Annotated in this window: 10 protein-coding genes; 8 read left to right on the top strand and 2 right to left on the bottom strand. The window is 39.7% G+C overall.

Annotated elements, in window-relative coordinates; all coding sequences use genetic code 11:
* The first annotated feature begins 156 nt into the window (after window positions 1-156).
* The 6 genes from ACQ86H_RS18940 to ACQ86H_RS18915 all read left to right on the top strand — a co-directional run bounded on the left by ACQ86H_RS18940 (window position 157) and on the right by ACQ86H_RS18915 (window position 7,922).
* Window positions 157-3,501: a SusC/RagA family TonB-linked outer membrane protein gene (locus tag ACQ86H_RS18940; protein ID WP_431292129.1), complete on the top strand. Its 3,345-nt coding sequence runs from the start codon at window positions 157-159 to the stop codon at window positions 3,499-3,501.
* A gap of 94 nt (window positions 3,502-3,595) precedes the next feature.
* Window positions 3,596-4,975 (top strand): RagB/SusD family nutrient uptake outer membrane protein, encoded by a 1,380-nt coding sequence (locus ACQ86H_RS18935; protein WP_431292128.1) that lies wholly within the window; start codon window positions 3,596-3,598, stop codon window positions 4,973-4,975.
* A 59-nt stretch (window positions 4,976-5,034) separates the two neighbouring features.
* Window positions 5,035-6,282, top strand: coding sequence for a redoxin domain-containing protein (locus tag ACQ86H_RS18930; protein WP_431292127.1), 1,248 nt, complete (start codon window positions 5,035-5,037; stop codon window positions 6,280-6,282).
* 16 nt (window positions 6,283-6,298) lie between these two features.
* A complete protein-coding gene (locus ACQ86H_RS18925) occupies window positions 6,299-6,748 on the top strand; it encodes a protein-disulfide reductase DsbD domain-containing protein (RefSeq protein WP_431292126.1) in 450 nt (149 codons plus the stop codon).
* Between the two features lie 23 nt (window positions 6,749-6,771).
* Entirely contained in the window at window positions 6,772-7,062 is a 291-nt protein-coding gene (locus ACQ86H_RS18920) for a DUF4369 domain-containing protein (protein WP_431292125.1), read from the top strand.
* A 53-nt stretch (window positions 7,063-7,115) separates the two neighbouring features.
* Window positions 7,116-7,922 (top strand): redoxin domain-containing protein, encoded by an 807-nt coding sequence (locus ACQ86H_RS18915; protein WP_431292124.1) that lies wholly within the window; start codon window positions 7,116-7,118, stop codon window positions 7,920-7,922.
* A gap of 630 nt (window positions 7,923-8,552) precedes the next feature.
* On the opposite strand, the gene ACQ86H_RS18910 is transcribed toward ACQ86H_RS18915, so the two are convergent.
* Entirely contained in the window at window positions 8,553-9,986 is a 1,434-nt protein-coding gene (locus ACQ86H_RS18910) for a DNA/RNA non-specific endonuclease (protein WP_431292123.1), read from the bottom strand.
* Window positions 9,987-10,562: 576 nt separating this feature from the next.
* Here ACQ86H_RS18910 and ACQ86H_RS18905 point away from each other — a divergent pair.
* Both ACQ86H_RS18905 and ACQ86H_RS18900 read left to right on the top strand, forming a co-directional pair.
* On the top strand, window positions 10,563-11,003 hold the full coding sequence (locus ACQ86H_RS18905) for a hypothetical protein (RefSeq protein WP_431292122.1): 441 nt from the start codon (window positions 10,563-10,565) through the stop codon (window positions 11,001-11,003).
* A 50-nt stretch (window positions 11,004-11,053) separates the two neighbouring features.
* Complete coding sequence (locus ACQ86H_RS18900; RefSeq protein WP_431292121.1) at window positions 11,054-11,662, top strand: hypothetical protein; 609 nt, start codon at window positions 11,054-11,056, stop codon at window positions 11,660-11,662.
* A gap of 183 nt (window positions 11,663-11,845) precedes the next feature.
* Here the strand turns inward: ACQ86H_RS18900 and ACQ86H_RS18895 are convergent, their stop codons facing one another.
* Complete coding sequence (locus tag ACQ86H_RS18895) at window positions 11,846-12,748, bottom strand: hypothetical protein (protein WP_431292120.1); 903 nt, start codon at window positions 12,746-12,748, stop codon at window positions 11,846-11,848.
* Window positions 12,749-13,196 lie beyond the last annotated feature (448 nt).

The raw sequence follows: 13,196 nt of genomic DNA, 5'->3' as shown, positions 1-13,196 counted from the left end.
TTGTCGTTGTTACAAGTAAGTGCCTCCAGTTTAGCACAAAACATCACACTTAATCAAAAAAACGTCTCCCTGATAAAAGTGTTCAGGGAAATCCGATCTCAAACAGGCTATAGCTCTGTTTGGTCTGTTACCGGTGAACAAAACAAAACGGTCAATGTGGCTTTCAAAAATACGCCATTAGAAACGGTACTTCAACAGGTACTTGCGCCAAAAAATCTTACATACAGTATTGACAAGGAAAGTAAAGCGATTCTAATCTTTCCTAAGCGCAATGAAATAATTGTAAAGCCTGTTGTAGCCGTAATGGATGTAAAAGGTATTGTTGTAAACTTCCTCAAACAACCACTGCGGAGTGCCACTATTAAAGTTAAAAACAGCACAGTTTACACCCAGACAGGTATTGACGGTTCGTTTCACTTAACGGGTATACCGAGTGAGGCCGTGCTGAACATCTCTTATGTAGGGTATGCAACAAAAGAGCTAAATGCTGCACCAGACATGGGTACCATTCAGCTTGAATTTGCTGCCAACGAACTTGAAGGCGTTAATGTTACCTACTCGACCGGTTATCAAACGCTATCGAAAGAAAGAAGTGCAGGCTCTTTTTCAAAGCCGAGCCTGAGTGTGATGAACAACAGATCAGGCAGTACGAATGTATTACAACGTTTGGACGGATTGGTTCCGGGATTAACAGTAAATAACGCTCCGGATGCGGGCAACAATCCTTTTTTGATACGTGGTTTGTCATCAATTAATTCGAACAGGGGCCCACTGGTGGTTTTGGACGGTGTACAGGTACCGGATAATGCTATCCAAAACATCAACATGCAGGATGTTGCAGATATCACCGTACTTAAAGATGCGACTTCCTCATCGATATGGGGCGCCAAAGCAGCTAATGGTGTAATTGTGATTACCACAAAAAAAGGCACTGCCGACGAAAAGTTAAAAATTGACTATGACGGCTATCATAATTTTCAGGGCATACCTGATCTGGACTACATTCAAAAGATGAACAGCAGCCAGTTTATTGCTACAACAAAGGAGTTATTTCCTCAGTATGTAGGTAGCAATGCTTATAATGCGACCCAAATAATTGCCCCGCTAACACCGCATTTGCAGTACCAGTATGATGCAAATAGGGGCTTAATAACTCAGGACCAGGCTAATGCAAAGTTGGATAGCCTGGCTGGAATCGATAACCGCGATCAGCTTAAACAATATTTCTACAGGCAGGCAGCAACCACTAACCATACCCTATCTATATCAGGAGGTGGCAAAGTCCATTCTTTTTATGGCTCTGCCAATTATATTGGAATGGTTAGTAATATTCCTGGCGAAAAAAATGACCAATATAAGATCAACCTGCGTCAGGATTTTAAGTTTAACAAACGTCTCCAGGTTTACCTGATCACAGATCTGACAAACCGGGTTACTGCCAGTAATAATATAGCTGTTCCAAGTTTAGATCTGGTACCTTATCAGTTATTTGCTGATCCCGCAGGAAATCCGTTAATCGTCAATCATATGGGCAATTATAGCGATGATTTACGTAAAGATTATCAGGCAAGAAGCCGGATCAACCTGGATTACTCTCCATTACAGGAAATAGATCGAGGCTACACTAAAGGCAATGCTTTATCCACCAGGATTGTTGGTGGGGTTACATTAGCGCTATTAAAAGGCCTCCGATATGAAGGAACCTTTGGATATCATATAAACTCCTTTAAAAACCGCGTAGAACTTGATCAGAACAGTTATACAGTAAGAGAGGAGGTGATGAGGTTTACCCAGGCGCCAACGGTGAACAGTACACCGATTTATAATATTCCGGCTTTCGGCGGGAGATTAACTGCTATTGACCAACTGCTCAAAAGCTGGACGATCAGAAATCAGTTTTTGTATGATCACACCTGGCTTGATAAGCATCAGTTGACCGTTATGGCAGGACAGGAAGCGACCAGCATTTCGCCACTTTCAACAACAAGTATCTACAGGGGATGGGATGATCAGCTACAGGTAGCAAGACCTGTTAATTACCAATTATTAGGTGCCGGCATTACCGGAACAGTGCCTGGAACAAATGGAATATTACCAAATGATGTAACTGGCGGAGAAGGTGTAATTAGCAGAACCTCTTCTTATTTTGCCAATTTAGGTTATACCTACAACCTTAAGTACACGCTGAACAGCAGTTTCCGTATTGACAGGAGCAATTTGTTTGGTTTTGATCAGTCAGCACAAAACAGACCTGTCTGGAGTGTTGGTGGCAAATGGGCGCTTGGAGGAGAGGAATTTATGAAACCAGTAAATTGGTTAAGCCGTTTAGATGTCAGGCTTACTTATGGTGTCACCGGTAATGCACCAACACCCGGTACTGCAGCATCATGGGACATTTTACGTGCTGATGCAAATGTTAATTATCCAACCGGCGTTAGCTTGATTATTAATGCGCCGGCAAACAAAAAACTTACCTGGGAACTTACCAAAAACTACAATTTGGGCCTGGATTTCGAAATCCTGAATGGTGTATTATCCGGTTCAATAGATGGGTATATCAGGAAAACAAATGATCTGATTGGCAACCTGGCAACCGCACCGCTTACCGGCTATGCATCTGTTGTAGGGAATTTTGGAGATTTGGAAAATAAAGGTTTGGATGTTTCGCTTAACTCGCTTAACGTCAGCAGTCGTAATTTTACCTGGAGCAGTTCATTCAATTTAGGTTACAATAAAAACAAAATCACACAGCTTGCCAATCCATCTCCTATTACCACAGGCCCTGGCATGATCAATGCCAGATTTCTGGATGGGTATCCTGCATTTACTGTTTTTGCCTATGACTATGCCGGTTTAAACGCTTCCGGAGATCCACAGGTTAAACTTGCTAACAGAACAATTTCGTCAAATCCAACCGCAACTACTGCCCGGGATGTGCAGTACATGGGAAGCTCACAACCTGTGTACAGCGGTGGTTTTTCTAACTACTTGCGCTATAAAAATGTCACCTTAGGCGTCAACATTATTTATAATGGCGGTAACGTAATGTTTCGCGACGTAAATACATTTTGGTCGGGTGTGCCTTACCAAAATGATATGCATCGTGAGTTCGCCGATCGTTGGAAAGTAGCTGGCGACGAGAACAAGACTAATATCCCTCGGTATGCTGGAACCAGCGCAGTTAGTGGTAATAGAAATACCAACTATTACACTTATGCAAATAGCAACGTGTTTAATGCTTCTTTTGCCAAGGTTCGCGATATTACGTTAGCCTATGATGTTAGAGGTGGGCTAATCAAAAAACTGCGTGCACAGGCTATAACTTTCAGGGCACAGGTTTCTAACTTAATGTTATGGAAAGCCAATGATTTAGACATTGATCCTGAATTCCAATCCTTAGGTAACAGAGGAGCAACGCTTACTGCCGGTAACACAGGTGCTATCAGAAACCTCCGCACCGGACAAGGAACAATAACATTAGGTGCTCACATAACACTTTAAAAACATCACGAGTTATGAAATTAAGAACAAAATATTTATTAATCACATTGGTTGCCTGCACAATGCTTTTAGCCGGTTCCTGTAAAAAAGATTTTTGGAAATACAGCCTAAAGGATCACTAATAGCAACAACTACGAATGATTACGAGCAGATATTGAATGGTTTGTCTTTGCAAAACACAATTTCCGCTGAAGTATACCTTGGAGACGATGTTGCTTTGCAAAACGATTATATCGGCGGTGCGCCTTTAAGGGTTCAACGCTTATTCAGATATGAGGACAGGGTTTACGAGCAAAACGAACTTCCTCAGGAAATTACCGCGCCTTCAGGTTATATCCCAAGGCTTTATCTTTTTAACAAAATCATCAACGAGGTCATGTTATCAACACAGGGAACAGCGCAACAGAAGAAGCAGTTACTGGCTGAAGCCAAAGTTGGCAGAGCGGTTTGCAACTTAGCCTTTTTGAATGAATTTTCTTTGCCATATAATCCTGCTTCAGCGTCAACTGATCTGGGTATACCGATCATCACTACTGCTGATGTTACGCGCACATCCTTTATACGCTCAACTGTAAGCGAATGTTATACTAACGTGATAAAAGATCTGACTGAAGCGCTGCCAGATCTGGAACCGTTGTTCCATCGCCGGCGGCTCTCTAAGCTAGCTGCCGAATTCTATTTAACAAGGGTGTATATGAACATGCAGGATTTTTCTTCTGCTAAAACACATATTGATGGCGCTTTTGCAGAGGTATCCAAAGCAACAATTCCATTGGCGCTTTATGATTATAATATTGTTTTAGATGAAAATGCTGCCGACACATGGTTCCCGCTTAGTTTTCTGGGGATATTGAACGGCTTTCCCCTTGCAGCAAACAACAGCCAGGCTATTTATAATGTGCAGGCAAGTGTATGGGGTTTAGATTTTGCCGATTGCCCGGTTTACACACCCCAGGTTGCAGCGCTTTACGGAAGCAACGACAAGCGCATACAGCTTTATTCTGACACCGAATTATTTGGAACTTATGTCTACCCTAAGAAAGTTCGCAGGTTCCCCAATTTCTTTCTGGAAGTCGGGCCATCGCTACCGGATATGTATCTGATGCGTGCCGAAATTAGGGCAAGAGCAAATGATTTGACCGGTGCGAAGGCAGATGTAGAAGCATTAAGGTCTAAGAGAGTACCTGCTTCGGCTGTCGCGGTACCCTCAGGCGTAGCAATAAATCAACAGGCAATGGTGAGATTTATTCTGGATGAACGCATCAGAGAATTTGCGCTTTCAGGTTTGCGGTGGTTAGATATGCGTCGTCTTTCTGTTGATCCGATTTACAAGGATCATATTAATCCGAACCATTACCTACTGGATGCTAATGGTGACATCATGAAAACCTATACTTTAACGCCAAAACGTTATGCGCTGAAATTTGGGGAATTGATGGTTAACCAGAATCAGGGGTTAGTAGACAACCAATAATCATTCTATTTGGGTAGTCTATTGTTACCCACTAATATATCATAAATAAAATATCAGTTATGAAAATCAACAAATTAGTAAACTACTTTATGGCTTTAGGCATGATGCTTATTATCAGTTTCGGAGCTAAAGCACAACAGCCTAATCCTTTGGCTGAAAAGTACGAGGAATTCACACTCCTGGGTAAAGTGCAGGATCAGGAAAAATTTTATAAGGACTTAATTAAAAAGATTCCTGAAACGGAGAAAAATAAAAAGATTTATGATCGGATTCGCGGCGCAATAGCGATCAACTGGCTTCACGAGGAAAACTTAAACAAGTTCAAAGAATATGATAAATCTGTTAAGGATCCGCTTTCGCAAATGGAACTGACCAACATTCTGGAAAAGTGGCTGGATGACAAAAAACACCTGGAATGGATCGATGTGATTTCAAAAGATTATCTTAAAAAATTTGATAGCGGCATTATTAAGGATGATATTAAACGTTCACACGAAATCTTATTGGAAATATCAGCTACAGTAGACTGCCTAAAAGGCAACAAGGGCTCTGCATTAACTAAAATTCAGGAAGCGCTGAAAGACACGACGATGAGGAACATGAATTATTTCAAGGACTCAAAGCCAAATTTCATCAGTCGTTATGCACTCATTTTAGATGCAAACGGCCAAACGCAAAAGGCGATTGATACACTTACAGCTGCCGTTAAAGCGGCAGAATCTAATCCAAAACTTTTAGCTACGCTTAAAACAGTTTATTCCAGGAAGAATGGCGAGGAAAATGCAATTAAGTATATCGCTGCATTACAAGATGAAGCTTATCAGCACTATTATAAGGCGCTTGAGAGCAAGTGGGATCCAGTTGGCAAACCAGCACCAACCGTTGCCATCACCAAGTTAAACGGTCAGGAATTTAAAGTGTCTGATTACAAAGGAAAAATTCTGGTAGTTGATTTTTGGAGCACCACATGTACGCCATGTAAAGCCTGTTTTCCCGCTTTCGAACGAGTGGTTGCAGACTATAAAAATGAACCCTTTCAGTTGTTCGTAGCAGGAATAGCGGAAGATAAGGAAACCCAGCAATTATATGTAGATAAATCTAAGCTGACATTGGATGTATTAAGAGATCCGGATATGATATTTTATAAAGCCATTGGTGCTAAAGGAACGCCTCATAAATTTGTAATTGACCCTCAGGGAATGATAAGAATGGAGGGAATTGGCTACGCGGGTTCGACAGACCGCGAATATTATGAACTCAAAGCAATGGTAGAGATCACTAAAAAGCATGCCGCCATTAATAATTAATATATAAACTATCAATATGAAAAAGATTCTCATGCTCCTGTTTATCTGCGCATTTTTTACGCTAAAAGGATTCGGTCAAATCTATCACCCAATCAAGTGGAGTTATGCGGCAAAGAAAACAAGTAAAACTGAAGCTATTGTATTTGTAAAAGCAACCTTAGAAAAAGGCTGGCACTTATATTCACAATATGTGGAAAAAGGTGGTCCGCAACCTACAAAGTTTACCTTCGAAAAATCAAATTCCTATGTTCTGTCTGGTTATACAAAGGAACCTCAGGCAATAGTACGTTTGGAGCCAACGTTTATGATGGAAGTCGGGTTTTTCGAAAATTCAGTAATCTTTCAGCAAAAAGTAAAGCTAAATGGCAAAAAAGCAACCGTAAAAGGAAAAGTAAAATTTATGGTGTGTAATGATAAAATGTGTCTTCCTCCGGATGAAGTCGAATTTGCCATTAACGTAATTTAATATTCCAGATTATAAAATACAACATGAAAAAATTAATGATCATCGCTTTATCAATAATTCAATTGAGTGCTTTTGCACAGGGCGGGAAAAACACTTTTACGATCACAGGGAAATATGGCGAGTTTAATGCGCCGGTAAAAGCTTACTTAGAATATACTATAGATGGTAAAGACATAAAAGATTCAGTAACACTAAAAAACGGAGCTTTTAAATTTAGCGGAACAGCCCCGTCTTCACCTGCTTATGCTGAACTCATTTTTGATTCAAAAGCTGTTGGAAAGAAAAAAGCCCCGAACGGGGAGTCGTATTTATAGAGCCAGGTAATATCACAGTTACTATAAAAGGTACTACTTTCGATGGCCTTAAAGTGACCGGTACGCCTTCTAACGACGATTATACTGAATTTAATGAAATTGTAGATGCTGAGTTTTCCAAAATGTCTCCCGAAGATAAAAGTTTCATGGAAGGGAAAATGAACGCTCAGAACACTTCCAATTTTGAGGAAAAACTGGAAGCATTTAAGAAGAGGTATAGTAAATTAACAAATGATGGGTATATAAAATTTGTAAAAAGCCATCCCAACTCTGAACTTGCTTTGGATCTAATGTCAAAAATTGCTTATGATTCAGAATATGCTGAAGTTAAACCTTTATTTGATGGCTTTTCTGATAAGATAAAGAATAGTGCTGACGGTAAAAGTTTTGCTAAAGCCCTGGAACAGATGAAAGCTACAGCAATTGGTCAAAAGGCGCCTGATTTTGAAATGGCTGATACTGAAGGTAAACTGTTTAAACTTTCATCTTTAAAAGAAAAGTATATTTTATTAGATTTTTGGGCATCCTGGTGTGGACCCTGCAGAGCGGAGAATCCAAACCTTGTAAAAATTTATAATAAATTTAAAGACCAGAACTTTACGATAGTAGGTGTTTCACTGGATAAAGCAAACGCTAAAGACCTTTGGCTGGCTGCTATAAAAAAAGATGGCCTGCCTTGGCTGCAACTTTCAGATTTGCAGAGTTTTGATAATACAGCAGCTAAACTATATGGTGTGCGTGCCATACCACAAAATTTCCTGATAGATCCTAATGGCAAAATTATTGGTAAAACCTTGGTTGGAACAGGGCTTGAGCAAAAACTTACAGAAGTGATTGGTCAGCCAGCCAAAAAAGATTAGCGGTCTAATCCTTAATTACAGACCCAATAAGCAATAAAAAGCGATTAAATTTTCAATTATTCCTGCTTAGGGGTACTTCACCGGAGTTTAGGTTTTTTAAATCCTGACTCCGGTTTTTTTATTTCCTATTAATTTGCGCTTTAGTAAAAATGATTAATTTATTAACCTGAGTTCGATTAATAATGTGCTTTCATTTGGGTTATTTGGCGCCTTACATGAACGGTCGTCACCCTGAACTTGTTTCAGGGTCTTTATAGCAAGGCGGTTTAACAGGAAAGATGCTGACCACGATTAGCTATTAGGCCTTTAAACAATAAAAACTGCTAATAAAATAAATCCGATAGCTATCGGATCAGCATAACGAAACGGCTAGCCAATTCGTCCTAATAAAGTACATTAATTTTTAAACATTAATCGAACTCAGGTTATTAAGTTTTGAAAGCACAAGTCAGCCACAACAGCTTTTCAACCACTAAGACTTGAGCCAGGAAAGCGATCTGGTGATTTGATTAATAGTGCTTTCTGGATTAAACAGAAAAGCCGTATCAATTTTTTTGATACGGCTTGTTTATGGGATGCAAATTTCGCCTCTGTAGGGGTAATAGCTTATCCTTAAGTTAATAATTGGTTTTAGTTGCCAGGATCTTTCACTTTCTCCACCACGTCCTGTATGTTCTGCGGTAAATTTGAAAGTAAATTATAACCCGTTGCACTTTCTATATCGCGGACAGACACAATATAGTTCTTCCAGCTTGGATTTGTGCTGTTGATGTTGGGTGTGTTGATGGCAATAACCCGTGTAGAACTACTCACGCGGCTGATATCATTGTCTCCCGTTTTTAGCAGTACAGCCACTTTCCATACGTTTGCCGGAACGGTAACTTTGCCATTGTTGATGGTGTTCACTACCGACGCGCTTGCCGAACCAATGCCGCCTGTGCCATAACTTCCCATGATCACATAAACCTCGTATCCGTTCAATGCCTGGGCGCGGAGATAGCTTTCAAAAGATTCCCATGTTTTCTGGTTGTTGTTCGGCGCCTGAGGGATCATGTTGGTCATCAGGAAAGTTGCTGAATTGGCAGTATTTGAGCTTGTACGGTCACCGCTTGGACAGTTATGCCCCCTGTCAAAACCGGAGCCTGAATAGCTGTTGCTCTGTACCTGGTACCAATTTGCCGGCAGGCCTGTAAATGAAGCGAAATCGTCTTTTCTGCTTGCTGCACCAGTAAAGTTGTTCGGATCCAGGTGCCAGCTTACCCAATTTGGTGTCCCGCGGGTCATGCTGTAACTCTCGGTGTAATATTTTTGATCGATCAGGTAATTTTCTGCTGAAACCAGGTTGGCCGTAGCGCCTGATGGGTTACCAAAAAGTAGGTTGGAATTATCACCTCCGGCCGGTGGTGCATCCGCACCTGCATCCGGTGTGCCTCTTCCGGGGGTTGCTGTGGAGCCGCCGTTATCCACAGGATCTGTATCCGCTCCACCTACGGTAATGCCCGGATCACCTGTACCTTTAAAGATGATATCGTCGATGTTGATCCTGGTTGTACCGGCTTTTTTGATCTGAAAGCGTATTTTACCTGTTGTATTAACCTTAAAGGAATCGGTCACCAGTGTGGTGCTGGTTTCTGTAATATCCGTACCTAACTGCGTGAAGGTTTTACCACCATCGGTAGAAGCCAGAAGCTGCCAGGTTGAACTGGCGTCTGTTCCATATTTGGCATGGGAAACGTAAATCATTTGAGTGCCTGCGATATCAAAGTTCATAGACAGGTAACCTGTTCTTAACCGGACAGACTTCGCGCCGTCCCTGGCATCAGCTGCAAGATTGCCCAGCAGCGCATCGCTCAATGTCCATTTGCCGGTTAGTAGCTGAACACTGTCTAACGCATAAGCGCCTTTGCTGCCGAATTCGAAAGTCTCCGTTATGGCATAAGCCGTTGGCGCTTTTGGTGGTGGTGTGGTTGGTGTTTCATCTCCGATGCTTGTTTTTTTTGAACAGGAGGATAGGATCAGGATGCCAATAAATCCTGAATAGGTAAGGATGTTTTTTAATTTCATGCTTTGATTTTAATGTCTGGTTGTTCGCGTTAACATAGATCATTTTTCAATGCGCCGCGAAGGTATGGAGAAAAGATGTTTGTTGTGTTAAGTTAATATTAACAAAGAGCAGGGTAATTGCAATTGGCTAGAATGCTGGTGTTTAATGCTCGTTTCGCCACGGTAACTACCTGTTTCACCACGTTAGATGATTGGTTTTGATTTCTTTACCTGATTTCTTTGGCTAAATTGATAGGGGAAGCCTTTGTTAACCAGCCCAAATTAATTAACTGTTATAAACTGGTTCGGCAAATTTATACTTACTGTTTTCTCAGCTTTTGCTGTATGATCGGTGCGCCTGGTACAAAGTATCGGGTTTCAATTTTTATTAAGTTTTGGAAAGCACAAGTCAGCCCCAACAGCTCCCCAACCGCTAAGACTTGCGCTAGGAAAGGGGTCATAAGCAATAAAGAGTTTGTGAATACTATTTGCTTATGGCTTACTTTCGTGTTAAATTTAATCACAACTTTGCTCATGTAAATTAATAAGAACATGGCCTTAAAGATGCAAAGATCGGTATAATCATTAACTAACACTATGGATCCAATAAATCTTACTGACGAACAAAAAGAATTTAACAAAGTATTTGAAAGCATAGGCGGTATTTTGATACCGCCAGATGATAACTTAACTGCATATGTACTTAATGATCAAGGTCCAAAAATCATTGATTGGGTAAGAAGACATAATTTAGAATATCCAGAATGTAATTTCGGAATCATAAACAACAATACTGTAGATGCAAAAGCCAGGATCACAAAAGACGGCAAATATTTTATCGGCATAAACAGCGGGGCAATAAATTGCATAACAGATCTTTTTAATAGACTTCTCGCACATCCCGATGTTCTTGTAAAATACGGTAATCCTGCATTAGAAAATCCAACAACAGAAATATTAGATATAGATCTTATCCCTGCGGATATCTATATTCAATATGTTTCCCCGCCGAACCTAAATTACCAAATTGTCCTCTAAGGAGGGATTTAGCACAATTTTTAATACAGACTACTTTGAAAATGTTGTTAATGCATGAATACACACACGTTAAGAATGGACATTTAGCTTGGCTACAGTCTAAAAGAGAGGAAGAATCCATGATGGAGGCATTTGAATCTAATAATCTATCTAGCGGCAATATCACGATGCAAGCTCTTGAGATGGATGCTGACTCTATTGCTATTAATCTGTTGCTTATGGAAGTAGAAGTGTTTTTCAAGTACCCAGAATACATCCCTCTTGCCTATATCCCATTTTTTGATAATATGGAGACTATTGGACTTATGTTGTTCTCAGTCGAATGTTTTTTTAGTATATTCGGAAGCATCGAATGGAGTTTTACCGACCTGGCTAACTATAAACATCCACCTGCACCCATCAGAAGATCCATGATGAAAGCTACAGTTTATGCATATTTTGAACAATATTTCCCTCATTCGATTGAATCGCTATTAAATCAAAGTAATAATGTTTTATATGAAGTAGAAATGGGATTTTCGAAAATTTCAGGGCAAAATGTAAACGCAAGTTCTCTAAAATTGTCAGCAGACACAGAATCTATTGATCATGTCCATAATATTATGGAAGCGTGGAAAAAGTCCGGGAAGAGTTGTTGCCATACACAAAGGCACCTTTAGCACTTTAATATATAAGAATAGTTTATTAAAGTCATTCCTCATTTAATGATATATTAACAAAAAATGTTTGATCTGTAGTAAATATTAAAGGAAATTCAATAAATGGTTAATTTTAAGGATAAAGGCCATGAATTAATTGATGGCCTTTATTATGAGCTGTATCTTTTTCGCAAACTGGAAAATTTATATAGATCTTTCTATCCACCGAATAGCAGTTAGATGTCCAATCTCATCGAATTCTTTAAATAATGAATTAAATAACGAGTTTTCAACCGTAACGGTGGCTTCAAATGTATGAGGCGCGGGGTGACCAATTGAAGTTAGTGACGGATCATATTTCTTAAGTGTTCGATAAACTGCGTTCCACACCATATTCCGGAGACCTTCATCTTCCTCATCAACGTCTCCTTGGATTTTAACAACCTTAACTTTACTGGAGCTATTTAAGGGAGTACTAGACATTGTTGACCTAATAACCCCTGATGAACTACTAGAAGAACCATTTGCCGAATTATCTAATTTGTCTAATTTCTCTAAAATTACTCTGATAGGATCATCATCCTTTATGTCACGAAATAATTTAGCGCTTTCCAGATACGAATAAATCGGATTGTCTGGGTTCTCATCTGCCAAGGCAAAAACTATTTTATTTCTTAATTCAGATTTTGCCTGCTCAACTCCAGAAAGGGTATCGGAATAAAAAATTGTCCTTTGATCAGTAATATCAAACGGTAGTCTGGTACCTTGTTCAGCCATAATTATAACTGGTTTTCTGGCGGCATGCCTAATAGCCAGCTCATACATAACATTAGGATTTAAGCCTGTTAAATTGGCTATCACGAGCCTATCTTCTACTATTCTTTTAATTAATTGCTTATTTATTGACCCTAAATCATCCATCCTATTTGCAGGCAAAGCTTTCATCTTGTTTTCTGCTAAAACTGGCTCGATAACAGCATCAATTAGTCCCATTGCTTTTACAAAAGTATCTGAACCAGCTGCACCAATAGGGGTTATTATAAAACAATCTTCAATAATTACATCTTCTGTAGCCTCATTCGGCTGGATTTCAGTTTTCTTTGTCATGAGCTTTTTATTAGATTTCCTAAAAATAATGATTTAATTTACAAATCGTAACTTTAATTTTCACGCCTTGAGGCAGAGTAATAGGACATTTTCAGCTTATCAATTTTAGATGGCGACCACATTCATTTCCAAAAACCTATACCCGAAATCGATGTTTGGTTTATCGATCAATTGTTCAATCGCGATGGTAAATCAACCTCCAGATAAATGCGGTTATAATATTTTTAAGTCTATTTGCTAACAAAAAATATTTGATGTTTTTTTTCATTCAAAGCCACCCAAGTGGCTTTTTTAACTTATAGCTTTTTTGCTATATTGTATGATAAGAAATTATCAACCAACATCCGACACCTTGATGAGGCTTATCCAAATTTGACCTATCACATCGGTAGGCCCTTTTAGTCTATAATCTATAATAAGCCCTCACATTCCGCAAGGGCTTAAATTT

Origin of the sequence: Pedobacter sp. P26, assembly GCF_050632135.1 — a bacterium.
GTDB lineage: Bacteria > Bacteroidota > Bacteroidia > Sphingobacteriales > Sphingobacteriaceae > Pedobacter.
This window is presented reverse-complemented; position numbering and strand designations above follow the sequence as displayed.

Bases quoted from the DNA above. Each gene is read 5' to 3' on its own strand.
- ACQ86H_RS18920 (WP_431292125.1), top strand. From the start codon at position 6,772: ATGAAAAAATTAATGATCATCGCTTTATCAATAATTCAATTGAGTGCT.
- ACQ86H_RS18930 (WP_431292127.1), top strand. From the start codon at position 5,035: ATGAAAATCAACAAATTAGTAAACTACTTTATGGCTTTAGGCATGATG.
- ACQ86H_RS18895 (WP_431292120.1), bottom strand. From the start codon at position 12,748: ATGACAAAGAAAACTGAAATCCAGCCGAATGAGGCTACAGAAGATGTA.
- ACQ86H_RS18905 (WP_431292122.1), top strand. From the start codon at position 10,563: ATGGATCCAATAAATCTTACTGACGAACAAAAAGAATTTAACAAAGTA.
- ACQ86H_RS18900 (WP_431292121.1), top strand. From the start codon at position 11,054: ATGCATGAATACACACACGTTAAGAATGGACATTTAGCTTGGCTACAG.
- ACQ86H_RS18910 (WP_431292123.1), bottom strand. From the start codon at position 9,986: ATGAAATTAAAAAACATCCTTACCTATTCAGGATTTATTGGCATCCTG.
- ACQ86H_RS18925 (WP_431292126.1), top strand. From the start codon at position 6,299: ATGAAAAAGATTCTCATGCTCCTGTTTATCTGCGCATTTTTTACGCTA.